The 23,995-nt window shown below is 59.4% G+C and carries 17 protein-coding genes and 3 pseudogenes; 12 read left to right on the top strand and 8 right to left on the bottom strand.

Annotated elements, in window-relative coordinates; genetic code table 11:
* Positions 1 to 5: 5 nt before the first annotated feature.
* Positions 6 to 2,123 (bottom strand): TonB-dependent receptor family protein, encoded by a 2,118-nt coding sequence (locus tag HNP98_RS14885; protein WP_173810955.1) that lies wholly within the window; start codon positions 2,121 to 2,123, stop codon positions 6 to 8.
* A gap of 261 nt (positions 2,124 to 2,384) precedes the next feature.
* On the opposite strand from HNP98_RS14885, the gene HNP98_RS14880 reads away from it, so the two are divergent.
* From HNP98_RS14880 to HNP98_RS22460, 7 genes and pseudogenes are all read left to right on the top strand, one after another.
* Positions 2,385 to 3,107 carry a hypothetical protein gene (locus HNP98_RS14880; protein ID WP_173810954.1) on the top strand — a complete coding sequence of 241 codons (723 nt, stop codon included), beginning with the start codon at positions 2,385 to 2,387 and terminating at the stop codon, positions 3,105 to 3,107.
* A gap of 39 nt (positions 3,108 to 3,146) precedes the next feature.
* Positions 3,147 to 3,704: a hypothetical protein gene (locus HNP98_RS14875; protein ID WP_173810953.1), complete on the top strand. Its 558-nt coding sequence runs from the start codon at positions 3,147 to 3,149 to the stop codon at positions 3,702 to 3,704.
* Between the two features lie 66 nt (positions 3,705 to 3,770).
* Entirely contained in the window at positions 3,771 to 4,061 is a 291-nt protein-coding gene (locus HNP98_RS14870; protein WP_173810952.1) for a sll1863 family stress response protein, read from the top strand.
* Between the two features lie 211 nt (positions 4,062 to 4,272).
* Positions 4,273 to 7,086: a S8 family peptidase gene (locus HNP98_RS14865; RefSeq protein ID WP_173810951.1), complete on the top strand. Its 2,814-nt coding sequence runs from the start codon at positions 4,273 to 4,275 to the stop codon at positions 7,084 to 7,086.
* A 134-nt stretch (positions 7,087 to 7,220) separates the two neighbouring features.
* Positions 7,221 to 7,811 (top strand): DUF4142 domain-containing protein, encoded by a 591-nt coding sequence (locus tag HNP98_RS14860; RefSeq protein ID WP_173810950.1) that lies wholly within the window; start codon positions 7,221 to 7,223, stop codon positions 7,809 to 7,811.
* Between the two features lie 979 nt (positions 7,812 to 8,790).
* Entirely contained in the window at positions 8,791 to 10,092 is a 1,302-nt protein-coding gene (locus HNP98_RS14855; protein ID WP_173810949.1) for an MATE family efflux transporter, read from the top strand.
* A gap of 384 nt (positions 10,093 to 10,476) precedes the next feature.
* Positions 10,477 to 10,629 (top strand): annotated as a pseudogene (locus HNP98_RS22460) (DapH/DapD/GlmU-related protein); the annotation flags it as partial.
* A 921-nt stretch (positions 10,630 to 11,550) separates the two neighbouring features.
* Here HNP98_RS22460 and HNP98_RS22000 read toward each other — a convergent pair.
* Positions 11,551 to 12,945: pseudogene (locus tag HNP98_RS22000) on the bottom strand (GH92 family glycosyl hydrolase).
* 12 nt (positions 12,946 to 12,957) lie between these two features.
* Positions 12,958 to 13,875, bottom strand: a pseudogene (locus tag HNP98_RS21995) (hypothetical protein).
* Between the two features lie 287 nt (positions 13,876 to 14,162).
* On the opposite strand from HNP98_RS21995, the gene HNP98_RS14835 reads away from it, so the two are divergent.
* Positions 14,163 to 14,411 carry a hypothetical protein gene (locus HNP98_RS14835; RefSeq protein ID WP_173810948.1) on the top strand — a complete coding sequence of 83 codons (249 nt, stop codon included), beginning with the start codon at positions 14,163 to 14,165 and terminating at the stop codon, positions 14,409 to 14,411.
* 80 nt (positions 14,412 to 14,491) lie between these two features.
* On the opposite strand, the gene HNP98_RS14830 is transcribed toward HNP98_RS14835, so the two are convergent.
* Complete coding sequence (locus HNP98_RS14830; RefSeq protein ID WP_173810946.1) at positions 14,492 to 15,217, bottom strand: TIGR02117 family protein; 726 nt, start codon at positions 15,215 to 15,217, stop codon at positions 14,492 to 14,494.
* A gap of 89 nt (positions 15,218 to 15,306) precedes the next feature.
* Here HNP98_RS14830 and HNP98_RS14825 point away from each other — a divergent pair, with 89 nt between their 5' ends.
* A complete protein-coding gene (locus tag HNP98_RS14825) occupies positions 15,307 to 15,714 on the top strand; it encodes a hypothetical protein (RefSeq protein ID WP_217425785.1) in 408 nt (135 codons plus the stop codon).
* Here HNP98_RS14825 and yiaA read toward each other — a convergent pair.
* Positions 15,711 to 16,127, bottom strand: a complete 417-nt coding sequence (gene yiaA / locus HNP98_RS14820) for an inner membrane protein YiaA (protein WP_173810944.1) — start codon at positions 16,125 to 16,127, stop codon at positions 15,711 to 15,713. The genes HNP98_RS14825 and yiaA overlap by 4 nt on opposite strands.
* Before the next feature lie 129 nt (positions 16,128 to 16,256).
* On the opposite strand from yiaA, the gene HNP98_RS14815 reads away from it, so the two are divergent.
* Both HNP98_RS14815 and HNP98_RS14810 read left to right on the top strand, forming a co-directional pair.
* The gene (locus HNP98_RS14815; RefSeq protein WP_173810942.1) at positions 16,257 to 17,015 is read left to right on the top strand and encodes a glycosyltransferase family 2 protein; all 759 of its coding nucleotides are present in this window, start codon (positions 16,257 to 16,259) and stop codon (positions 17,013 to 17,015) included.
* A gap of 201 nt (positions 17,016 to 17,216) precedes the next feature.
* A complete protein-coding gene (locus tag HNP98_RS14810) occupies positions 17,217 to 17,963 on the top strand; it encodes an EcsC family protein (protein ID WP_173810940.1) in 747 nt (248 codons plus the stop codon).
* A gap of 9 nt (positions 17,964 to 17,972) precedes the next feature.
* On the opposite strand, the gene HNP98_RS14805 is transcribed toward HNP98_RS14810, so the two are convergent.
* From HNP98_RS14805 to HNP98_RS14795, 3 genes are all read right to left on the bottom strand, one after another.
* Positions 17,973 to 18,767: a HEPN domain-containing protein gene (locus tag HNP98_RS14805; protein ID WP_173810938.1), complete on the bottom strand. Its 795-nt coding sequence runs from the start codon at positions 18,765 to 18,767 to the stop codon at positions 17,973 to 17,975.
* On the bottom strand, positions 18,764 to 19,876 hold the full coding sequence (locus tag HNP98_RS14800; RefSeq protein WP_173810936.1) for a DUF262 domain-containing protein: 1,113 nt from the start codon (positions 19,874 to 19,876) through the stop codon (positions 18,764 to 18,766). Before HNP98_RS14800 ends, HNP98_RS14805 begins: the two co-directional genes overlap by 4 nt.
* 158 nt (positions 19,877 to 20,034) lie before the next feature.
* Positions 20,035 to 22,314, bottom strand: a complete 2,280-nt coding sequence (locus HNP98_RS14795; protein WP_173810934.1) for an aconitate hydratase — start codon at positions 22,312 to 22,314, stop codon at positions 20,035 to 20,037.
* 322 nt (positions 22,315 to 22,636) lie between these two features.
* Between HNP98_RS14795 and HNP98_RS14790 the strand changes: the two genes are divergently transcribed.
* Entirely contained in the window at positions 22,637 to 23,971 is a 1,335-nt protein-coding gene (locus HNP98_RS14790; RefSeq protein WP_173810932.1) for a TlpA disulfide reductase family protein, read from the top strand.
* Positions 23,972 to 23,995 lie beyond the last annotated feature (24 nt).

Below are 23,995 nucleotides of genomic sequence, written 5' to 3'. Positions count from 1 at the left end.
TTGCTTCAAAAAGCCCAGCCCACCTGGCCGCCGCCGTAGTAGCTGCGGCCCGGCGCGGGCTGGAAGTAGCGGCTCCCGAAGGCATTCAGGTCGTTGCCGAGGCTGTAGCGGCGGTCCTGGGCGTTGTCGAGGCCGGCGAAGAGGTTAAGCTCCAAATGGCCGGCCAGGGTGCGCCGCCAGCCGCCCCGGGCCCCGTACACCCAGTAGCCCGCCGCCGCCGCCGTGTTGGCATCGTTAAGGAAAATACTGGCTTGGTGGCTCAGGTTGGGGCTGAGGTAGAAGCCGGTGCGCTCGCTGAAATCGAGGCCGGCGCTGAGGGTTTGGGGGGCCGTGCCGGGCAGGCGGTTGCCGCTAGCGTCGGCCGCCGGCCCGGCGCAGGAACCGAACCGGAAATCGTTGTAGGCAAAGCTGGCCCAGGCCCGCAGACTCGTGCCGGTGGTTTGCACATCGTCCGTGCCAGGCACTTCCCGCACTTGCCGCCACAGCCAGCCGCTGAGGCCGGCTTCGACGCCGCGCTGGTGGGTGGTGCCGGCGTTGTTGAACACCGCGATGCCCTGGGCCGTGGTGCTGCTGGTAATGGTTTCGCGCAGCTCAAAATCGAACACCGCCACTTCGTAGCGCAAGCGGTTGGCCAGCAAGCTGCCCCGGGCCCCCACCTCGTAGCTCACGCCGCGCTCGGCCTGCAGGCCAGCGTTGAGGCTACCGTCAGAAGGCCGGATTTCATCGACGGTGGGCGGCGAGAAGCCGGCGCTGACGCTGGCGTAGGCCGCCAGGCCCGGGCCAAATTCGCGCAACAGCGCCACGCGGGGCGACACCTCGGGCCGGAAGTCGCGCACGAAGCGGTAGGCGTCGGGCTTGGTCAGCGCGTCGCTCACCCGCTCGATGTTGTAGTGCAGGCGGTTGTAGCTGGCGGCCACCGTGAGGAGCAGGCCGGCGGGCAGCTCGTAGTCGGCCTGCGCGAAGGCGAAGCCGGTGGTGGTCGTGATTTCGTCGTCGTAGCGCAGGGCCCCGGGCGTGCCGCCGTTATTGTCGTAGCTGCGGCCGTCCACAAACCCGAGCTGGTACTCCCCGCCGGCTTGCAGGCGCAGCACCCGCCCGGCCAGGGCGGTGCGGTAGCGCAAGGCCGTGCGCCCGCCCAGCCCCAGCCCGGTGTTGCGCTCGTAATCGACCAGGTAGGGCGTGCGAATGGCCGTGCCATTCGCGTAGAGCGTGGTTTCCAGCCCCAGCGCATCGGTGAACTGGTACGTGTGCGTGAGGCCCAGCAGGGCCGTGCGCGAAGCGTAAAACGCCTGCTGGGCCACCGTGCCGGGCGCGGCGGCGGTGCCCGGCCGGGCCTGGCGCGGGTCGGCCTCGTACTGGGCGCGGGTGAGGCCCCCGGGCAGCTGGTAGTCGATGTCGGTGTAGAGGAAGTGGGCGGCCAGGGTGGCTTTGTCGCCGGTGGTAGTGCGGGCGTCGAGGGCCAGCACGTCGCGGCGCAGGGCGCTTTGCTGGCGGTAGCCGTCGAGCTGCTGGTGGGCGTACTGGGCGCGCACGGCGCTGGTGGGGCCCGCGGCTTCGGCGGTGGCGCCGTAGCGCAGCAGGCCGTAGCTGCCCACGGTGGCCCCGGCGCTGGTGCGGGCGGTGCCGGCCGCCACGGCGGGCGTTTCGAACAGGGCCACGCCGCCGGTGCCGGCCCCGTACACGCTGCCGCCGGGGCCCTTCACCACCTCCAGCCGCCCGATGATGGCGGGGTCGAGCAGGTTGAGCGGGGTGCTGCCGCCGGCCTCCGTGTAGGGGATGCCGTTGTAGTACACCTTCACGTTGCGCACCCCGAAGGGCGAGCGCAGCGTGCTGCCCCGGATGCTGAGGCGGTAGCTGGCCGTGGCCCGCTCCTCCAGCCGCACGCCGGGCAGCGTGTTCACGGCCTGCGTGAGGGCGGCGGGGTTGAAGCGGTCAATCGTCTGGGCGTCAATCACGCCGATGGCGGCGGCGGTGCGGCGCAGCGGCAGCCGCTGGCCGTAGCCGGTCACGGGCACCTCGGCCAGGCGCACGGTGCGAGCGGTGTCGGCGGGGGCCTGGGCGGCGGTTTGGGCCCGGGCCCCCAGCGGGGCCAGCAGCAGCAATAAGGAGTAGCGAGGCATCATGGATGGTTTGTACCGGGGCGGGGGCCGCCTCACCCCCTAGCCCCCTCTCCGAAAAGGAGCGGGGGGAACTAGCGCTAATTCTAGATTTTAGAAGCTAAGACTAGCAGCTAGTTCCCCCTCTCCAACGGAGAGGGGGCTAGGGGGTGAGGCGCTGCATGCGGCGGACCTGGGACGGAAGCCCCTGGGGCCGGTACGGCAATTTTACGCCAACCGCCGCCGTTAGCTTCATTAATTTCACCGCCGGACCCAAAGTTCCTAATTATGCACTTCTACCTGCCGCGCCGCTACCGCCGCCCCCTGCTGTTTCCCCCGGGCCTGCTGGCACTGGCGGGCTTGCTGTGGCTGGGCTGCGTGGCGCTGGGGCCCTGGCGGGAATGGCTGAAATTGAAAAGCGTGATGCAATTGACGATGCCTGTGCTTCCACTTTCTAAACACTCAGAAACTGGGCCTTTTATTCTGCCTTCTTCAGCCAAAGTCCGCTCTATGGGCCCTTGGCGCGATAATTACATTACCGGAAAACCAGAAGGTAAAGCACACGAATATGCTGGTATAACCAATGATGTGCGCACCATGATGGCCGACTCTGCGCATCATGGCGGGGTCCGCGTGCGCTTTGCACCTACGGCCCATTATAAGGATTTGGTCTTCGTATTGGACTTAATGAACCGCGAAAAGAGCAAGCGATATTGGTTAGACATCATTAATAAACCTGTGACTTTTTATACTATTGTTAAGCCCCGTCATCGAGGCGACTATGAATTTGGGTCAGATGTCGTTTGGACTCGGTACACAGCGCCCCAAATTCCATTATGGACTCGTCTTACCGACATAAATAATTGGTGGCCGTTATTTCAAATTCACACCGAGAGCTGGCAAATGCTTTTACAACCCGAGTGGCGCGCCTCCATGTGGTTCCTAGCGGCGATTGTCGCGCTCGGCGGCTGGCGGATAATGGGGCCCCGGCGCAGCACTCAAACGCCGTAATCCGCGTTATTTAGGGCATATTTCCTCCTAGCTGCCTTAATGCCCGCCCTCCCGCCCGACCTGCGCCGAGCCCTGCTCCAACTGCCGCAACGGGAAAAAGACCAGCTCCTCGCCCGCCTCGTGGCGCAGGACGCGGTGCTGACCGAACAGCTCGCCTACCGCCTGCTAGAGGGCCCCGACGCGCTGGACACCCGCCGCGCCGCCCTGCGGGCCCTGGTCGATGACCCGGTGCGGGGCTTCCACCAAACGCCCAACGACTTGCTCGTGGTGCTGCGGCAGGTGCAGGCCCGGCTAGCCTACCACGCCAAGATTACCGAGGATGTATTTGGGGAGGCCGAGCTGAGCTGGCGCCTGCTGGCCAACGTGTTCCGGCACCAGGGCCCCACCGTGGCGCGGCTGCACGGGCCCAGCCAGCCGCTGCTCCAGCACCTGGTGCGCCGCGCCCAGGAGGCCCTCCGGCTCAGCCAGCGCCTGCACGACGATTATCACCTGGAGCTGGCTGCCACTGCCACCGCGGTGCTGGGGGCCCTGTGGCAGTCGGGGGCCGCGCCGCTGGCCCGCGAGGCGGGCCTGCCGCGCACCTGGGGCCCCGGGTAGCGGCGGGCACGTCTTTTCGGGGCCGGCGGCAGTACATTGGTTCTGCCTTTCCCACTCCCCCGCGCCATGTCCAACCCCGCCGCTGCCCCCGCCCCGCACCTTTCCGCCGCCGATTTGCGCCTGGCCCTTGAGGAGTTGGACGCCAAAATCCACACCCTGCGCCAGCGGGCCCACGCCACGGCCGCCGGCTCGCCCGCCACGTACCAGGCCCACGCCGACGCCCTGGAGGCCAAACGCGCCCGCCTCGCCGCCCAACTCACAGAGCACGCCGATGCCGGCGCGGCCGAGCCGGGGACCTGGGCCAGCATCTGGCGCGGTGTTGAGGCGCTGCGCGAGGACTTGCGCAACCTCCTTTAAGCCCCGCCAAGCCCGCCGCGCGGGCCATTTGCCGCGCGGTGCGGCGGGCGGCCCGCGCTTGCCATTACACGTTTCAGAGAAAAAATAGCAGTCCGGCAACAAACGACAAAATATTGCATATTCGCCGGGTGCAGAATTTGCCAACCACTCAAAAAATGCCGTATTTTACCCATAATCAAGGAGTTTAGACGCTTCCTGGTTTTGATAAAATATGGATAAAACATTACGTATCTGCTGGTTGCTATTGCTGCTGTGGGCGCAGGCCGCGCGGGCCGCCGACGGGCCGCCCACCATTCCGGGCCGGCTGGTGGTGAAGCTGCGGCCCGGGGGCGCACCGGCCGCCCTGGCCGGGGCCCTGCGGCAGCTGGGGGCTACCGACTGGCAGCAGAAGTTTCCGCACGCGCTGCCGCAGGACCTGGAGAAGCCCGGGGCCGTGGACCTGCTGGCGGTGTACCAGCTGGCCGTGCCGCCCGGGCTGGCCCTGGCCCGCGCCCGGGCCGTGCTGCTGGGCACCGGGGTGGTGGAGTACGTGGAGCCGCTGTACGTGCGCCAGCCCCTGTACCAGCCCAACGACCCGCTGGCCGACTCGGCCCTGGCCGTCGGGGCCCAGGGCCAGTACTACCTGAAAACCATCCGCGCCTACCGGGCCTGGGACGTGGTGCGCGGCGACAGCACGCTCGTCATCGGCATCACCGACGGCGGGGTGCGCCTCACCCACGAAGACCTGCGCCACCAGGTGAAGCACAACTACGCCGACCCCGTGAACGGCGTCGACGACGACCACGACGGCTACGTGGACAATTTCACCGGCTGGGACCTGGCCGACAACGACAACGACGCGGGTTTCGACCCCGCCATCGACCACGGCTCGCTGGTGGCGGGCGTGGCCACGGCCCAGGCCGACAACGGCCGCGGCATCGCGGGGGCGGGCTTCAACTGCCGGTTCCTGCCCCTGAACATTTACCCGAATACGCCCAATGGCGCGTTCGCCGGCTACGAGGCCATCGTGTACGCTGCCGACCACGGTTGCCAGGTCATCAACATGTCGTGGGGCGGCGCGGGGGGCTACTCCAGGTTCGAGCAGGACGTGTGCACCTACGCCGCCGTGAACCGCGACGCCGTGCTGGTGGCCGCTGCCGGCAACACCAACGCCGATTTGCTCTTTTACCCGGCGTCCTACGACCACGTGCTGTCGGTGTCGGGCGTGGATTACGCGGACCGCAAAAGCCCCAATGCTACCTACTCGCGGCGCCTCGACCTGGTAGCCCCGGGCATTGACATTCTTACCACCTACGGCTACCTGGGCACCAACTCGTCGGGCCCACCCGATGCCGACTACATCGCCGTGGGCGGCACCTCGTTTGCGGCCCCGCTGGTGGGGGCGGCGGCGCTGCTGGTGCGGCAGCGGTTTCCGGCCTACACCGCCGCCCAGGTGGCCGCCCAGCTGCGCCAAACCGCCGACCCCGTGGACGCCGTGCCCGGCAACGCTCCCTACGCCGGCCGCCTGGGCTCCGGCCGCCTGAACGTGTACCGGGCCGTAGTGGCCCCCGCCCGCGAGGTGCGCGTGACGGCTGCCGCCTTCGACCCCGTGCGCCGGGCCTACGCGCCCGGCACGGCCCTGCGCCTGGCGGCCACCGTGCAAAACCTGCTGCTGCCCGTGGCCGACGTCACCGTCACGCTCAGCTCGCTCTCGCCCTACGTGGCCGTCACGCAGGGCTCGTTTGCCGTGGGCAGCCTGGCCACGCTGGCCACCGCCGACAACGCCGCCGCCCCCTTTGCCCTGGCCGTGGCCGCCACCGGCGTGCCGCTGAACACCCTGGCCACCCTGCGCTACCGCATCAGCGGGGCCGGCGGCTACCAAACCGACCAGTACGTGGACCTGCTGCTGAACCCCGACTACGTGACCCTGGACGCCGGCGACCTGCACCTGAGCGTGACCAGCCGCGGCAAGCTGGGCTACGACGACCTCGCCGCCACCCTCGGCGAAGGGGCCTCGTACCAGGACGACGTGCCCCTGCTGAGCGAAGGCGGCCTGTTGCTGGCCACCTCCCCCACCCGCGTGGCCGACCGCCTGCGCAGCACCGGGGCCAACACCCGGCAGTCGTTTTTCAGCACGGCTCAACTGGCCGCCCGCCCGGCCGGGCCCCGCGCCGACCAGCAGTTTCAGGGCACGTTTCAGGACACCGTGCCCGCGGCTGGCGCAGCCGCCCGCTCGGTGGGCGTGCGGGTGCGCCAGCGGGCCTACGCTTGGGCCACGGCCCCCCGCCAAAACTTCGTGGTGCTCGAATACACCTTGCGCAACCTCACCGCCGACACGCTGAAGCCCCTCTGCGCGGGCCTGTTCATGGACTGGGACCTGCCCGGGGCCCCCGGCCGCAACGTGGCCGCCTACGACACGGCCCGGGCCCTGGGCTACTGCTACGACCCCGTGGCGTCCCGCGTATTTGCCGGGGTGCAGCTGCTACGCGGCGGGGCCCCGGCCGTGTACTCGCTCGACAACAACGCCCCCGCCGGCAGCCCCGTGCGCCTGGCCGATGGCTTCTCGCCCGCCGAAAAGTACCTCACCGTGAGCAGCGGCACCGCCCGCGCCCAGCGCACCGCCGGCCTGCCCACCGGGGCCGACGTGTCGCAGGTGGTCGGCACCCGCTTGGCCCACCTGGCCCCCGGCGACTCGGTGGTAGCGGCCTTTGCCGTATTGGCCGCCCGCACTTTACCCGAGCTACAAGCCGCCGCCGACGCGGCCCGCCTCGCCTACGCCACGCTGCTGCCCGCGCGGGCCACGGCCGCCAAGCTTGGCTTCGCCGTGTACCCCAACCCCACCACCGGCCCCCTGCGCGTGGAACTACCTACCGGCTTTGGCCTCACCGAAATCCAGATGCTAAACGCCCTAGGCCAAACGGTGCTGCGCCGCCCCAGCCACGGCGCTTCGACAGACCTGGATTTGACGGACCTGGCCCCAGGTTTCTACACGGTTAGGGCCCTGGGTGTGGGCGGCGTGCTGGCGCGGGGGGTGGTACGGCGGTAGGCAGGCCCAGTTGAACCGAGCCAATGGGTAGCGAAATGATACCGGCCAGGCCGATTATCTTAAGCTATCCTTAAGAACTAGATGAAAGTTTATCCGTTCAAAGGTCTATAATTCATCTAATTATAACCTCAACAATGAAAAAAATCGCCCTCCCCGCTTTGTTAGTTGCCGGCATGTTGTTTGGCACCAGCTGCTCGTCAAAGCCCGATAGCACCGCCACTGCCAAAGACGTGAACGACCAAAAAGTGGACAACGGCACCGTGGCTACCGCCGCCGGCTCTAAAACCGACACCAAGGACGTGACGGACTACATGGTAGACTTGGCCAACACCGGCCGCACCGAATTTGAGCTGAGCCAAGCCGCCGCCACCCGCGCCACCAGCCCCGCCGTGAAACAATACGCTACCCAAACGGTGAGCACTCACGCCAAGGACGAGGCCGCAATGAAGGATGAAGCCGCTAAGCGCAACATCACCCTGCCCCCCACCCTGAACGCCGACAGCCAAGACATGCTGGCCAAGCTTCAGGGCGAAAAAGCCGGTGCGGACTTCGATAAGAAGTACCTCAACGACATGGCCGACGTGAATGACAAGGCCATCAGCAAAGCCCAGGACCTCATCAAAAACTCGCAGGATCCGGCCCTAAAAACCTACGTGCAGAAAATGGTGGACGACGACCAGAAACACATGGCCGAAGCCAAGCAGCTGCTGTCCGCTATGAAGTAAAGAGCCAAACGCTATTATAAGGCCCCCGTTCGTTGCGTCATTCGCAGCGGATGGGGCCTTTTTATTAATTTACAACGCATTGAACATTTCTAAATGCTGCTATTGTAGCCATTGACTCAGATTTTATAATGCCCAACGCCTTAGACAGGTGGTACTGCGCCGCCTCGGAAGCAGCGTTTCGGCGGAGTTATATTTGAGCGGCTTAGCGCCGGCCGTCCACACGGTTAGGGCCCTGGGCACGGGCGGCGTACTGGCGCGGGGGGTGCTGCTGCGGTAGCGCACTCATTACTCTCTTATTATTTACCGTGAGTAAGCCCAATAGTATCAACATTTTTCGCATTCATTGTGATTAAGAACGTCTCACTAAAGCAATCCCGAAGCAATACTTCATTTATCAATTAGTAGATATTAATAAGACACACGCCATTTAGATGCTGTTTCACGATATTTCTCTCGAAAATGACAAAAATTATTAGTTTATCCACTGCAGTTGCTGTCAAGTTATTCTTATTTTAACATTTCCTTGCGTTGGAAAGGCGATGGGCGAAGAGTGCTACTGGCGGCCGGTACGGTAGAAGCAACTCACCGCATCGAGTATTTGCCGCAGGCATTTGCGGTGCACTGGCAGCAACGGAGCAATAACTTGCCATTGCGGGTCAGTAAGAGATTGATGGCATTCAATCTATCATAAAACAAATTGGGGCTCAAGACCTCTGCACGCAACTCACTGATCCTTTTTATTTTACTCTATTTCCTATTTCCCTAAACTTTTCAAGTTACTAACGAGCAATTATAAATATTAATCTTCCATTAAATTTAGGCTAAAGAAGATTGATACCGAAACGCTTCCACAGTGCAAAACGCTCGTGCATGGCCTAATTAGCTGCCACGCCGGGTTGCCAACACGTGACATGAGTTGTTAAATGAAGTTAAAAGTATATCTTTGCAAAAAGATTTTTGAAGTTTTATTTTTATTATTATGAATACAGTTGTTCAGCGCCTAACTTCTAATAAGTATTATATCAAATCTGCTGCATTAGGCAAACTAGCCTTTATCACTGGCAGCATTCAATCGATTATCAGCGCGTTAAGTTTACTAAGCGGAGTTTTGATTATTCGCTTGTTACCAACCAAGGAGTACGCATTATACACCCTCATAAATACCACACTGGGGACCATGCTCATTTTGGCGGACGGGGGAATAACTACAGGAGTATTAGCGCAGGGAGGACAGGTTTGGCAAAGCAAAGAAAAACTCGGTCTGGTAATAGCAACAGGGCTAGATTTAAGGAAAAAATTCGCTATTGGCAGCTTGCTTTTGGCCACCCCTACATTGCTTTATTTGCTACGCTTACATGGAGCAAGCTGGTTAATGTCTGGACTATTAATTTTGGCACTTGTACCTGCATTTATCACATCGCTATCGGACGGCTTGCTTCAAGTAGCGCCTAAATTAAAGCAAGATATTACAAGCGTACAAAAAAATGAATTAGGTGCCAACGTAGGACGCTTAATCATTGTAGTACTAGTCCTGTTCACTTTTCCATTAGCTTTCATGATAATTTTGGCGGCTGGAATACCTCAAATTTGGGTAAACCTAAGGTTACGCAAAATCTCTGCTGGCTATGCCGAAATAAATCAGTACCCTGACCCAGCTATCCGCAAAGAAATTTTAACTTTTGTTAAACGCATACTACCTTATTCCATATACTACTGTGTATCTAGCCAAACAACGATTTGGCTTATTTCAGTTTTTGGCAACACGACTTCTCTGGCGCAAGTTGGGGCTTTAGGAAGGCTGACAATGGTACTTAGTATTTTCACAACTGTGTTCGGAATGGTGATAACTCCCCGGTTCGCAAGACTTGAAAAAAATTCTAAGGACATGCTCCGAAAATTTCTTGCTATTCAAGCGTTATTATTTGCTTTCAGCGCTTGTGTTGTAGGGATAGTTTATTTATTTCCGACGCAAATACTTTGGGTGTTGGGCAAGGGATATGCTGGACTCAGAACAGAACTTCTGTTAAGTGTGATTTCAAGCTGTGGAGCTCTAATTGCTGGTATTTCTTACTCACTTTACACAAGCAGAGGTTGGGCTATCAAACCATTAATTGCGATATCAATTAATATAGCTACTACTATACTAGCTGCCGTTGTATTAAATATTAAAACCTTACGAGGTGTTTTATTCCTAGGTATATCTATCGAGGTAGTCCAAATAGTCATGAATATATTATTTGCAGTGATAAAAATAAAACGCACACTTAAGAATAATCAGTGAGCATTATCTACTTTCACAATAGACCATTCAATTCAGATTACATAATTTTTTATATCGCTTATGAATATTTTGTACCGCATTTATTTTAAATTTGAAAAAATTATAAATAAGAGACGCATGAAGGGCGTCCATGATAAACTTTTATTTTGTGGTACTAACGTAATAATTGACGGTACTTGCCACATAATAATGCCTCAAAGAATGGAAATTGGGGATAACACTTCAATTTCCTCATATACAACTATTTATGCTACTTATGGTGTTAAAATTGGTAAAAATTGCCTAATTTCCAGCAACTGTGGTATTTCTTCTTATAATCATATTATAAACTCTTCTAACAGACACAGAGACGTGGCCGAAGATATTAAATATTCAAAACCGGTGGTGATAGGCGACAACGTTTGGATTGGAATGAATGCTTGCATTTTACCGGGGGTTAAAATCGGTGATGACTCTATCATTGGGTCTGGCAGTGTAGTTACAAAGAATGTTCCGCCCAGAGAAATATGGGCTGGAAATCCAGCTCGTTGCATAAAAAGTATTTAAATATTTATTAACAGATTGACGGTGGTCTATTAAGGAGTAATATTGTGATTTAACACGAGGTTTTTACCCAATATTTATGTACTCGCTGTTGCAGCGCGCATACCCGACGCAACGGCATATAGAGTGGGTAGGCCAAATATTAGTGCAAAGCGTGCCGTTAGCAAGCGCGGTGCATGCCAGTTGCCGTGGCTAAAGCAGTGCAGTAGGCCCGGGTGGCGAAGCTACTGATCGAACGCAATTCGCAGCGAAGTATCGTGCGGGCTACGAGTGTTGCGCGCACGACGATGGCCAAATTGCCAAAGAAAAACGGCCATAGCCGCGCTGATACCGCCGCAACTACGCCCAAAAAAGACGCAACGCAAAAAGCCGGAGGCCCTCAAACTGGATGAAATACGAACCTTTGTCGGCCTGCGTACACGCCAAGCGTAGCTTTGGTTGACCTGACCGTCGAGCGGGCCTCGCGCCGTATCGTGGCACGGGTGCTGGGCTGTCACGACGCCACTGCTCAGCGCTTGCGGGCCGCGCTGCACCGCTACCCACCACTGCCGCCACATGCGGACCAGTGGGAAGCCTACGCCAAGCTCTTGCCCACACACCGGCCCCGGCCCCGACCCAGGCCCAAAGGGAGCGGCAACTCCAGCATCGTGGAGGCGGTCAACCGCTCTTTGTGCCAGCGTTGCGGTGTGCTCGTGCAAAAATCCTGCTCATTCAGCAAAAGCCCGGACAGGCATACAGCACGCATCAAAAATATCATCGATAATTATGCCCTTACCCTAAATTGAGACTACCCTTTTTTGCCGATTCTTTGCCATAAAATTCTTTGTGACTTTAGCCACAATTTTTAATTCGGGTAACCTGTTTGATTTCCTGGCGGTTTTCATCAAATTAGATTTTACCTGAATTGAAAAGGCACTACTTCCGCGCCGGCCGCGCCCCCATCACAAACGCCAACTCCCCACCGCCCATCACCTCCGCTACGGGCAGGAACGGCTGCGTGAGCAGCTTACCATTGAGGCGGGCCGACTGGACGTAGACGTTTTTGGGGCCCTGGTTTTTGACGGTGACGGTGAAGGTTTTGCCGTTTTCGAGGCGGAGCACGGCGCCTTGCACGAGGGGGCTGCCGAGGGCGTACTGGCCCGAGGCGGGGGCCACGGGGTAGAAGCCCAGGGCACTAAAGATGTACCAGGCGCTCATCTGGCCGCAGTCGTCGTTGCCGCCGAGGCCGTCGGGGCCCGGGTGGTACTGGCGGGCCAGGATGTTGCGGACCTGGGCCTGGGTTTTCCAGGGCTGGTCCGTCCAGTTGTAGAGGTAGGCCACGTGGTGGGCGGGCTCGTTGCCGTGCACGTAGCCCCCGATGATGCCCTCGCGGGTGATGTCCTCGGTTTCGGCGAAGAAAGAGTCGGGCAGGGGCGTGGTGAAGAGCGAATCGAGGTGTGGCACGAAGCGGCGGTTGCCGCCCATGTATTCGATGAGCGCCTGCGGATTGTGGGGCACAAAAAGGCTGTAGTTCCAGGCGTTGCCCTCGATGAAGCCCTGGCCGTTGGTGCTGAGCACGTCGAATTTCTCCCGAAAAGAGCCGTAATCTTTTGACGTTGATTTAGTAGCTGCACGGGGGCGCATGAACCCAATACGGGCATCGAACACGTTCTGCCAGTTGTTGGCGCGGTCCCTAAATTCGGTTGGATTATCAAGGGCAGATTCATCGACGAAATTGGCAAGCTGATCAATGCACCAGTCATCGTAAGCATACTCCAGGGTGGTGGACACGGAGGTACCGCTGCGGCCGTCGGGCACATAGCCATAATCTATATAATCACCCAGCCCGTCGAACCAGCGGTGGCGGGCAGTGGCCACGCAAGCATCCAGGGCTCGCCAAGCTTGGTCGCGTGGTACAACGCCACTTATCACGGCGTCGGCAATCACGGAGACGCTGTGGTAGCCGCTCATACACCAGTTTTCGTTGGCGTAGTGGCTCCACACGGGCAGCATGTGCTCGGCGCTCTGGTCGTAGTGGGCCAGCATACTCTGAACCATGTCGGCGTTGCGCCGGGGCTGAATCAGGTTGAAGAGCGGGTGCAGGGCCCTAAACGTGTCCCAGAGCGAGAACGTGGTGTAGTTGGTGAAGCCCTCGGCCTAGTGGTTGTTCTGGTCGAGGCCGCGGTACTGGCCGTCCACGTCCTGGTACATCGTGGGGCTGAGGCAGGCGTGGTACAGGGCCGTGTAGAAGTTGTCCTTGTCGGTTTTCGAGCCCTGGATTTCGACCTTGCCCAGCTCCTGCTGCCACAGGGCCTGGCCCTGGCGGCGCAGGGCGTCGAAGTCTCAGCCCGGGGCCTCGGCCCGCAGGTTGCGCAGGGCCCCGGCGGTGCTCGTGGCGGACAGCGCCATTTTCAGCAGCACCTGCTCGCCGGCCTTGGTGGCAAAGTCGAAGTGCAGGCGCAGCTGGTGGCCGGCCAGGTCGGGCCAGTCGTGGGCCTGGTCGAAGCGGCCCCAGAAGCCGCGGTAGGGCTCCTTGGGGTCGTAGCTGCGGCTGCCGTAGTGGGCGAAGGGCTTGGAAAACGCCAGCGCGAAGTACTCGGTGCGGGTGCGGCCCCAGCCGTTGGTTTGGCGGTAGCCGGTCACCAGCGAGTCGTTTTCCACCCGCACGAACGTCCACACGTTCTTGCCCGGGTAGTTGTAAATGCCGGCCATCAGGTCGAGCACGATGTGCGCGTCGGCGGCCTGCGGGAACGTGTAGCGGTGCACGCCCACCCGGGCCGTGGCCGTGAGCTCGGCCAGCACGCCGGGGCCCTCGAGCTTCACGCGGTAGTAGGCCGGCTCGGCCACTTCCGTTCAGTGCGAGTAGCGCGAGCGTTAGCCGCTGCCGGGCCGGGCGGCGGTGCCGGGGTTGAGGCGCAGGGGCCCCACGGTGGGCATCACCAGGAAATCGCCGAGGTCGGAGTGGCCCGTGCCGCTGAAGTGGGTGTGGCTGAAGCCCACGATGGTGGGGTCGTCGTACTGGTAGCCGGCGCAGCAGCGGTACACGTCCGGGTTGTACTTGCCGTCGGGGGCGGCGTAGCTCAGCGTGTCGGTGTCGGGGCTGAGCTGCACCATGCCGAAGGGCACCGTGGCGCCGGGAAAGGTGTGGCCCATTTTGGCGGTGCCCACCAGCGGGTGGGCGTAGGGCACGAGGTTGGCGGGGCCCTGGGCTTGGGCGGCCCCGGCCAGGCCCAGCAGCAGGGCCAAGGTTGCGGTTTTCATGCCGGTAAGTACGGGCTACCGGGCCAAACACGGGCGGCCGCAAACGGCCGCCGAAGGCACAGCGCCCGCTTATTGGAGCACGGAACCGCTAAATTTATCTACTATTTTATTTAGCAAGCAATGGATGGGTTACCACCAAAATACAACAGCCAAACAAATAGGATATTACCTAATTTCATCCAAAAAACACTATAAATTATCATTATATCAAGAATAAATTGCGGTTGAGCTAATAAAATAGGTTGCCAATTATTTTAGTGGGTCAAAATAATTTCGTATCTTTGGGCATGTCAAACGTCAAGCTCCCGACCCCGCCGCCCGTTCAGCTTTTCGCCCGTTGCGTGAACGCCGACCAGCGCCCCGCCGACTTCATCGGCGACTGGCCCACCGCCGGCCGCGTGTACCCCGTGCGGGTGTTGCCCCACGCGCGCACCGGCCAGCCGCAGGTGCACGTGCTCGGTTTTTATGCCGAGCGGCCCTACGGCGCTTTCGCCGCCCACCGCTTCGAGCAAGTGGCCGAGGTGTGGCTCAACTAACCTTCTTCCCCCACATTCCCGTTGTTGAAACGCCCCGCCGGCCAGCTGCCGGCGGGGCGTTTTCGTGGGCCGGGGCCCCGCTACTGCCCGGTTTCTTCGGGGGGCTTGCCGGTGCGGCCGTACTGGTAGAAGATGCCCGCTTCGAGGGGCGTCCAGAGGCTGGCTTTCTGGCCGGCCGCTTTCAGGGCGTCGTTGGTCCAGGTGTTGCAGGTGTAAAGGATGCTGTAGGTGGAGTTGGCCTCGTAGAAGGCGTCGTCGGCCCCGTAGCTGTGGCCCGGAATCCACTCCACTTGGCCGGCCGCGTCGCGCCGGAAGCTGGCCTGCACGTAGGCGATGAGCCGGGCGTACTCGGCGCGGCTCAGGTGCAGCACGATGCAGGCCGGACCGGGCGCCAGGCCGGCGGCCCGGTAAAAGGTGGCGTGCATGGCCGTGGTGCTCAGCCAGAAACCCGCCTTGAGGGCCGTGCTGGCCTTGAGCTGGGCCCAGGTGGGCGTGTCCATGTAAAAGCCCTTGTCGCCCCAGCCGATGCCCACGTAGTCGAACGTAGAATCGTTCGATTGGGTGTGGTCGTAGGGCAGCTCGCGGCTCCAGTCGATTTGGGTGGAATGCACGGGCAGCACGAGGTCGGAGTGCACGCCGTTGGAGCGGATGAACACGCGCACGTCGGCCGGCGCGGCGGGGTCGGCTTTGGCCACCGGGATGCGCCCCAGCCCGAACGCCGCGCCCAGGTACACGGCCACCACGGCCACCAGCACCACCACGGCCAGGCCGGCTATTTTCAGAATCTTGCGGAGAATGCGGGCCATGTTGCGGTCGGGGGTGGGAAGAAAGTACGGCGTTTGGGCGGCGGCAGATGCGGGGCCGGGGCCCCTACCTTTGGTTTTTTACCCGCGCCATGCCCGCCCCCGAAGAAGTGTACAGCATCCCGGCCGCGTACCGGAAAATGGAGAACACCCACATCCTGTTCTGGCTGCTCAAAGACATCAGCTGGTGCATGATTTGGAAAACGCTGGGCCTGCTGATGATTGCGCCCACGCTGGGCATCGCCATCGTCATCGCCTGGCGCACCCGGGGCCTCAAGTCGGAGCTGGCCCACAACCTGGCCATCGTGTGCTGGATTACCGCCAACTCGTACTGGATGGCCAGCGAATTCTTCAGGTTCGACGCGCTGGTGGTGGCCCCCGGCATCAACGGCAAGCACCTGGCCCTGGTGCCGTTCCTCGTCGGGCTGGGCATTTTGCTCTACTACTACCTCGTGCAAAAGCCCCGCGAAGCGCGGGAAGCGCAGGTGGCCGCGCTCTAGAGCTGGCCGCCCACGGGGCCCGGCCGCTGGGCGTCGCGGGTGTTTTTCTGCACGGCGATGGCGGCGAACAGGGCCAGTAAAAACGACATGCCGTAAAAGCCCTTTTCGCTGAGCGTGAGCGTGGCGTTCCAGAGGCCCACCACCAGGAGCAGCACGGCCAGCAGCGTCGAGAACCAGCTCAGGCCGTAGTAGATGTTGGTGACGGGGATGCCCTCGAGGCGGTCGCGCACGCTTTTTTGCAGCGAAACGGCCGAGAACAGCCCGTACATGAGGATGGTGAAGTAGTAGCCCTTTTCGTTGAGGCCCATCGTGGCGTTCCACAGGCCCACGAGGAAGGCCCCGATGCCCGCCAGCAGGGCCACCCAGGAAGCACCGATAAAAGCAGGCGACGGTTGTTGTTGTTGCGGCGACATGGCGCGGTGGGCGGGGGCTGAGTGAGGAGCTAATGAAGCGGCAAGTAAGGCAGAAACCGGCCAACCCCCGCGCCGGCCCCGGGGCCCCGCCGCAACCTTCGGGCCGCCCCGCCCGAACAATGCCTTCCTATGCACTTCTCCGTCATCACCCCCACCCACCAGCGCCGGGCGCTGCTGCCCGAAGCCGTGGCCAGCGTCCGGGCCAGCATCAGCGCCCCGCTCGACTTCTCCTTTGAGCACCTGGTGTTCGACAACGGCTCGCGCGACGGCACCGCCGCCTACCTGCGCGACGCCGCCGCCCGGCCGGGGCCCCCGCTGCGCCACTGGCACGCGCCGGGGCGGCAGCTGGCCGGCCACGCCCGCAACCAGCTCATCCGGCAAGCGCCGCCCGACGCCTGGCTCGTGCCGCTCGACGACGACGACCTCCTGCTCCAGCGCACCCTGTTCCACTACGCCGCCCAGATTAAGGCCCACCCCGGCCGGCCTTGGTTCGTGGCCGATTTCCTGCGCGTGGACGAGCAGGGCCGATATTTACCCAGCGAGGACTACTACGCCTGGGCGTTCGACAGCCCGTCGGCCATGCTCCGGGCCATCTTCCGGGCCGAGCACTTCCTCCAGGGCAACGTGTGCTACAGCCGGGCCCTGTGCGACCAGGTGGGCGGCTACGACGGCGAACTGGCGATGGCCGAAGACCTCGATTTGTACGTCCGCTTCCTGCTGGCCGGGCACCTGCCCGTGGTGTGCCCGCACGTCAGCCACCTCCACCGCTTCCACGCCCGCAACGTGAGCACCGGCGTGGACGCGGCCCGGCACAACGCCGACCTGCGGGTGATTTACCAGAAGTACCGGGAACCGCTGGGGGCCCTGGGCGTCGCGGAGCCGGGGTAGCCGGGGGGCCGTGCGGGGCTTGCTCATAGGAATTTCACGCAGTGTTCCGCAGTGTAAAAGCGCAGTGTTTCGCGGTGTCGTTGAACGAAAAACACCGCGAAACACTGCGCTTTTACACCCCGCAACACTGCGTGAGAGGCTTTCAGCAAGTTGCCAGCAGGTTCTATAGTAACTTCGGCAGCGCCGTTATTTACCAAACTTATGACGCCCACAACGCCCGAAACGCCGCCCCACGCCGCGCTGCACACCTGGCAGCAGCAGATGCAGCGGCCGCCCTCGCGGCTCGACCGCTTCGCGCGGCGGGTGCAGCTACGGCTCAACGCGCTGCTGCCCGAGCGGGTGCACCGGGCCATCACGGCGGCCATCAGGCAGATGGTGCGGGGCGTGCTCTTTGGCAGCACGCACACCACCCGCCGGCCCCTGGCCGACGCGCCCCTGGCCCGGCGCGAAGCCGAGGTGCGGGCCCGCATCCGCGACTACGGCACCATGGCCACCGCCGAAGGGGCCGTGACGGGCGCGGGCGGCTTCCTGCTCGGCCTGGCCGATTTCCCGCTGCTGCTGGGCTTCAAAATCAAGCTGCTCTTCGACACGGCGGCCCTCTACGGCTACGACGTGCGCGACTACCACGAGCGGCTCTACGTGCTCTACGTGTTCCAGCTGGCCTTCAGCAGCCAGCACACCCGCAACGCCACCTACCAGCGCCTGGCCGACTGGAACGCCTACTGCCAAACCCTGCCCCCGGACGCCGCCGACTTCGACTGGCGCACCTTCCAACAAGAGTACCGCGACTACATCGACCTGGCCAAAATGGCCCAGCTGGTGCCCGTCATCGGGGCCGCCGTGGGGGCCCTGGCCAACTACAAGCTCATCGAACTGCTCGGCACCACGGCCATGAACTGCTACCGGATGCGGTACCTGGCCGCGGAGGAAGCGTTGCTGCTGGAGTAGCAATAATATTTAAGACACCGGATTAGCCACTATACAGACAAATAGTGTGAAAGCATAAACTAAAAGTCTGATTTTTATAATATCACTTTCTATAACAGAATAATGGACAGAATTTTCCAATTCTCTACCGTGTGCTATATCATGTCTTCTTTTAAGAACGCCACTTAAGAAATCATCCCAAAGCGTTAAAGAAGCGCTTTTAGTATCATCTATACCTAAAAAATTAATTTCCGTTGAGTAAGGAAACATCATAGTTGATATTAGTAAATATTGCTCAACCTCAACGCAAATAATATCATTGTCTGATTTAGTATTTGAAAATACCAAATCTAATCGCGATTTTTTTAATTGATTAAAGAAGTTTTTTATACCAAACATTTCAGCGTATTTGTCTAATATAGTTGCTTTAGGATTTGCGTTTTCATCATAGGAAAAATATTCTTTTTTAAATTTTATATCTAAACCACTCAATACTTCTTGTAACTTTTTTATTTTCTCATTACTAACTTTAGAATTTCTATCCTCATTAGGACTAATCACAAAATGCTCACAAAGTCTCCTTTGCAAACCAGGACTAGAAGCACTGAAACTTGAAAAATTATTAATATCATCAAGTGCATTTTTAATAAGGTCTTTCAAATAACCTTCAAAATGCGCCGATAGAAGGACTTGAGCTGATCTGCACAAAGCATCATAAAGAGGTTCGTTTTTATCAAAATGAACTTCTGCCTCTTTAAGTATTAAATCAACCTCGTTGAACCTTTTATTTAACGAAATAAGGCCAGCATTGACAAACGTACTCATGACACAAACACTTCACGTGCCATATCAATACGGCTTATTAGTTTTAAGCTATCTAAATTAGAACCAATAAGATATTCATAGAAAGAAGAATCTTTAAAAAGGTTTTTAAAACCTGAAATTTGCTTCGGATTAATTTTAGGTTTATCAAGATTTATTTCCGCTGCCACAGAGATAGTTAATGCATCATAAACTGCTGCATTAAAATTCGATTGTTTTATTAATTTAGAACCCTCGTATTTATATTTAGCGAAAGCTAGTTCACCAAATGAGTTAATGATAATATCCATTGTTTTTCTAAACAAACTAGCATAATTACGCATTTCTTGCTCTGAAAGTTGATTTTTAGCGTCTAAGCTTTCAGAAAGAAAATCCTTAAACTGCTTACCCTTGGCTTTTTTATAATTTTTATAATTATCATTTATTAATGAAAAAAATCTTAAAACAAGTTCGACATCTTCCATTTTTTGAACTTTTGAATTTTTATCAGAACCTTTCAACGGAATTTGCAATAATTTCTTAAAGTTAAGATCCTCAGAAAGTTCTTTGCATATATTATTAAAAGGACCACGTAAAATAGCATTTCTTAATTCATGAGATTCAAGCCTCACTGAACCAGAATTAAGTCTTTCAAAAATATCATATTTAACCTGGGGATCAACTGTTGAATCAATACGGAGGCACTTGATTGTCCTGTCTTCAAGGCGACGTAGTAGAAATGGTGGTAAATCACGATAAAAGCACCCGTCTAAATCATCTAGAATATCTAGACCTTCTAAAGCAAATTTATTATCAAAGAAATTTGCAATTGCAGTAAGTCGTTGTTGTCCATCAATCACTGAATACCGCGCTCCTTCTTCATTAGCGTCAACATCAATATCGTAAGATAAATATACAATAGGGATAGGTATATTTAATATGAGACTTTCTATCAGTTTTGAAGAAGTTCCAGCAGTCCAACGGTGTCTTCTTTGGTAATCTGGATCAAGCTTAATTATGTTTTGGTTTATCTTTTTAACTAATGTCTCTAAATCATATTCAATGCTCTGAGTTTTGACAGTCCGTTCACGGGCTTTGCTTTGTAAATTATCAAGGTTGAATTTCAGACTCATGGCACTACCTGATTAAATGAAGCTTTTAAAAATTTAGGTTTTACAGAAAGCTTACACTTTCCATAGATTGCGAGTAAAATATACGCAGAGCACAGAAACACAACGGCCGCCCCAGGAACTGAGACGGCCGCGGTTGGATAAGCCACCAATTAACCGCGTTACACCGCCACGCCGCTTTCCTTCAGGCGAATTAGGTTCAGGGCCGAGCCGGCTTTGAACCAGGCGATTTGGCCCTCGTTGTAGGTGTGGTTGAGGGTGATGAGGTCGGTGTCGCCGTCGTCGTGGCGCAGGCGGGCTTGCAGGGGCTGGCCGGGGGTGAAGCTTTCCAGGCCCAGGATGTCAACAAGGTCGCCTTCCTGAATCAGGTCGTAGTCGAGCTTGTTGGCGAAGGTGAGGCCGAGCATGCCCTGCTTCTTTAGGTTGGTTTCGTGGATGCGGGCGAAGCTCTTCACAATCACGGCCCGCACGCCGAGGTGGCGGGGCTCCATGGCGGCGTGCTCGCGCGAGCTGCCCTCGCCGTAGTTCTCGTCGCCGATGACCACCGTGCCCACGTTCATGCTCTTGTAGGCGCGGGCCGACTGCGGCACCGTGGCGTAGCCGTCGCCCTGCACGGCGAAGTTGCGCACCGAGTTGGCCTCGCCGTTGAAGGCGTTGGTGGCCCCGATGAGCATGTTGTTGGAGATGTTGTCGAGGTGGCCGCGGTACTTCAGCCAGGGCCCGGCCATTGAGATGTGGTCGGTGGTGCACTTGCCCTGCGCCTTGATGAGCACCCGCAGGCCGGTGATGTCCTTGCCTTCCCAGGGCTTGAAGGGCTCGAGCAGCTGGAGGCGGTCGGAGGTGGGGCTCACCAGCACCTGCACGCCGCTGCCGTCGGCGGCGGGGGCCTGAAAGCCGGCGTCCTCCACGGCAAAGCCGCGGGGGGGCATCTCCACGCCGTGGGGCTCGTCGAGCCGCACGGGGCCGTTGGTGCCGGGCAGCGTGTCGGTGAGGGGGTTAAACGTCAGGTCGCCGGCGATGGCGAAGGCGGTCACGATTTCGGGCGAGGCCACGAAGGCGTGGGTGTTGGGGTTGCCGTCGTTGCGCTTGGCGAAGTTGCGGTTGAAGCTCGTGATGATGGAGTTCTTGCGCTTGGGGTCGTCGGTGTGGCGGGCCCACTGCCCGATGCAGGGCCCGCAGGCGTTGGCCAGCACCACGCCGCCCATCTCGGCAAACGTGTCGAGCAGGCCGTCGCGGGCCACGGTGTAGCGCACCAGCTCCGAGCCGGGCGTGATGGTGAACTCGGCGGCCACGTGCAGGCCCTTGCTCACGGCCTGCGCGGCGATGGAAGCGGCGCGGGTGATGTCCTCGTAGCTCGAGTTGGTGCAGGAGCCGATGAGGCCCACTTCCAGCTTCTCGGGCCAGCCGTGCTCGCGCACCGCGGCGGCAAACTCCGAGATGGGCCAGGCGGCGTCCGGCGTGAAAGGGCCGTTCACGTAGGGCTCCAGCGTGTTGAGGTCGATTTCGATGAGCTGGTCGTAGTACTTGCCCGGGTCGTTATACACCTCGTCGTCGGCCCGCAGGTGGGCCCCCACGGCGGCGGCGGCTTCGGCAATTTCGGCGCGGCCGGTGCCGCGCAGGTAGTCGCCCATCTTCTCGTCGTAGCCAAACACCGAGGTGGTGGCCCCGATTTCCGCGCCCATGTTGCAGATGGTGCCCTTGCCGGTGCAGCTCAGGCTCTCGGCACCTTCGCCGAAGTACTCCACGATGGCCCCGGTGCCGCCCTTCACGGTGAGGATACCGGCCACCTTCAGAATCACGTCTTTGGCCGAGGTCCAGCCGCTCATCTTGCCGGTCAGCTTCACGCCAATCACCTTCGGAAACTTCAATTCCCAGGGCATCCCGGCCATCACGTCCACGGCGTCCGCGCCGCCCACGCCAATGGCCACCATGCCCAGGCCGCCCGCGTTGGGGGTGTGCGAGTCGGTGCCAATCATCATGCCGCCGGGAAAGGCGTAGTTTTCAAGCACCACCTGGTGAATGATGCCCGCGCCGGGCTTCCAGAAGCCGATACCGTACTTGTTCGACACCGAGGCCAGGAAGTCGTACACTTCCTTGTTTTCGGTATTGGCTTCGGCGAGGTCTTCCGTCGCGCCGTCCTTGGCCTGGATGAGGTGGTCGCAGTGCACGGTGCTGGGCACGGCGGCCGTGGCCTTGCCGGCCTGCATGAACTGGAGCAGCGCCATCTGGGCGGTGGCGTCCTGCATGGCCACGCGGTCGGGGGCAAAATCAACGTAGGAAACGCCGCGCTCGTAGGCTTGCTTCACGTCGCCGCCGTAGAGGTGGGCGTAGAGAATTTTCTCGGTGAGGGTGAGCGGGCGGCCCACGGCGGCGCGGGCCGCCTCGATGCGGGCCCCCATGCCGGCGTACACGCCGCGAATCATTTCCAGGTCAAAAGCCATAAGAAGAGTATATGAGAGTGGTTGTGCAAATGTAGCATCCCCATCAGGGAACGCCTAATCCGGCCATTGGCCGTTATTTAGCCGTTGCGCTCGGCCTCGGACAGCAAAAAAGGACCGTCATGCCGAGCGCAGCCGAGGCATCTCGCGTGCTTCGTTGCTCCGATTGAGTTACTGCCGCACGCGAGATGCCTCGGCTGCGCTCGGCATGACGGCCTGTTTGAGACGTTTTTTATTGGGGGGCAAGCCCGCTGCGCTTGTTCTTCTAACTTACCCGGCCCGGGCCGGGTTGTGCGGGATTCACCTTTGTTTTTTACTTGTCACCATGAAGAATACCACGCTCGCCCTGCTGGCCGGGGCCGCACTCAGCCTGGCGGGCTGCCAGGGAAATTCCACTAAAACCGAAACCGCCGCCACCACCGGCACCCCGGCCGCCGCGCTGCTCACCCCGGGCCCCTGGCGCGGCGAGCTGGCCGCCCAAGGCCAGAAAATTCCGTTCCTGTTCGAGGTGAAAACCGAAGCCGGCCAGCCCGTGGTGTACCTCATCAACAAGGGCTTGAACGGCGAGGAACGCCTGCGCTGCCCCGAAATCTCGGCCGCCGGCGACTCGGTCACCATCAAGCTCCACGTGTTCGACGCGGCCCTAGTGGTGCGGGCCGACGGGGCCGGCAAGCTCAAAGGCACGTGGGTGAAGTACGACGCCAAGGGACCGTATAGGGTGCCGCTGGTGGCCTCGGCGGGCGCGCAGCCGCTATTTGCTGATGATGATAGTGGCGAAAAAAAGTTTATAGTTAGAGTGTCTGGCGGACAAAAAGATATCACTCTGAAGGTTTTATTTAAAGACGAAAAAGGAAATTCGTACCGAGCCGTTGGTATCCTTGATTACACCGGCAAGAACTACACAGGAACGTTTTTAACTTCAACTGGAGACTACCGATATTTAGCGGGCAATATAGTGGGCCGAGAAGACGGTTCGCACATTTTTTTATCAACATTTGACGGAAGTCATGCCTTCCTTTTCGATGCAAAAGATGCTAGTCACGGTAACGGTGCTTTCTCAGATATAAAAGGCGACTTTTACTCCGGCAAATCGGGCCACGAGACTTGGACGGCCACCCTCGACCCTAAGGCCAAGCTGCCCGACGCCGACACGCTCACCTACCTGCGCAAGGGTGAGTCGCGGCTGAATTTTAAGTTTCCAAGCATCGCGCAGGGCAGCATCTCCCCCACCGACGCCAAGTACCGGGGCAAGGTGGTGGTGGTGCAGGTGCTGGGCTCGTGGTGCCCCAACTGCATGGACGAAACCGCCTACCTGGCCCCCTGGTACGATAAAAACAAGCAGCGCGGCGTCGAAATCATCGGCCTCGGCTACGAGCGGATGCCCGAGTACGACCGGGCCGCCGCCCGCCTGCGCAAGCTGAAGGAGCGCTACCACATCGGCTACGACCTGGCCGTGGCCGGCGTGTCGAACAAGGATTCGGTGGCCAAGTCGATGCCGCAGCTGGCCAAGTTCCTGGGCTTCCCCACCACCGTGTTCATCGACAAGAAAGGCGCGGTGCGCAAGATTCACACCGGCTTCTCGGGCCCCGGCACGGGCAAGTATTACGCCGAAGAAACGGCCGCTTTCAACCAGGAAGTGGACAAATTATTGAAAGAATAGGCGGGAACCACGGCCGAAAAGCAC

Origin of the sequence: Hymenobacter caeli (assembly GCF_013294115.1) — a bacterium.
Classification (GTDB): domain Bacteria; phylum Bacteroidota; class Bacteroidia; order Cytophagales; family Hymenobacteraceae; genus Hymenobacter; species Hymenobacter caeli.
Note: the sequence above shows the minus strand (reverse complement) of the source record. Positions and strands in the feature narration are given on the sequence as shown.

What these genes read in the sequence shown, in the direction of transcription:
- HNP98_RS14885 (WP_173810955.1), bottom strand. Translation starts at nt 2,123, where the DNA reads ATGATGCCTCGCTACTCCTTATTGCTGCTGCTGGCCCCGCTGGGGGCC.
- HNP98_RS14810 (WP_173810940.1), top strand. Translation starts at nt 17,217, where the DNA reads ATGACGCCCACAACGCCCGAAACGCCGCCCCACGCCGCGCTGCACACC.
- HNP98_RS14830 (WP_173810946.1), bottom strand. Translation starts at nt 15,217, where the DNA reads ATGGCCCGCATTCTCCGCAAGATTCTGAAAATAGCCGGCCTGGCCGTG.
- HNP98_RS14870 (WP_173810952.1), top strand. Translation starts at nt 3,771, where the DNA reads ATGTCCAACCCCGCCGCTGCCCCCGCCCCGCACCTTTCCGCCGCCGAT.
- HNP98_RS14855 (WP_173810949.1), top strand. Translation starts at nt 8,791, where the DNA reads ATGAATACAGTTGTTCAGCGCCTAACTTCTAATAAGTATTATATCAAA.
- yiaA (WP_173810944.1), bottom strand. Translation starts at nt 16,127, where the DNA reads ATGTCGCCGCAACAACAACAACCGTCGCCTGCTTTTATCGGTGCTTCC.
- HNP98_RS14875 (WP_173810953.1), top strand. Translation starts at nt 3,147, where the DNA reads ATGCCCGCCCTCCCGCCCGACCTGCGCCGAGCCCTGCTCCAACTGCCG.
- HNP98_RS14815 (WP_173810942.1), top strand. Translation starts at nt 16,257, where the DNA reads ATGCACTTCTCCGTCATCACCCCCACCCACCAGCGCCGGGCGCTGCTG.
- HNP98_RS14835 (WP_173810948.1), top strand. Translation starts at nt 14,163, where the DNA reads ATGTCAAACGTCAAGCTCCCGACCCCGCCGCCCGTTCAGCTTTTCGCC.
- HNP98_RS14795 (WP_173810934.1), bottom strand. Translation starts at nt 22,314, where the DNA reads ATGGCTTTTGACCTGGAAATGATTCGCGGCGTGTACGCCGGCATGGGG.
- HNP98_RS14790 (WP_173810932.1), top strand. Translation starts at nt 22,637, where the DNA reads ATGAAGAATACCACGCTCGCCCTGCTGGCCGGGGCCGCACTCAGCCTG.
- HNP98_RS14860 (WP_173810950.1), top strand. Translation starts at nt 7,221, where the DNA reads ATGAAAAAAATCGCCCTCCCCGCTTTGTTAGTTGCCGGCATGTTGTTT.
- HNP98_RS14880 (WP_173810954.1), top strand. Translation starts at nt 2,385, where the DNA reads ATGCACTTCTACCTGCCGCGCCGCTACCGCCGCCCCCTGCTGTTTCCC.
- HNP98_RS14805 (WP_173810938.1), bottom strand. Translation starts at nt 18,767, where the DNA reads ATGAGTACGTTTGTCAATGCTGGCCTTATTTCGTTAAATAAAAGGTTC.
- HNP98_RS14800 (WP_173810936.1), bottom strand. Translation starts at nt 19,876, where the DNA reads ATGAGTCTGAAATTCAACCTTGATAATTTACAAAGCAAAGCCCGTGAA.
- HNP98_RS14865 (WP_173810951.1), top strand. Translation starts at nt 4,273, where the DNA reads ATGGATAAAACATTACGTATCTGCTGGTTGCTATTGCTGCTGTGGGCG.
- HNP98_RS14825 (WP_217425785.1), top strand. Translation starts at nt 15,307, where the DNA reads ATGCCCGCCCCCGAAGAAGTGTACAGCATCCCGGCCGCGTACCGGAAA.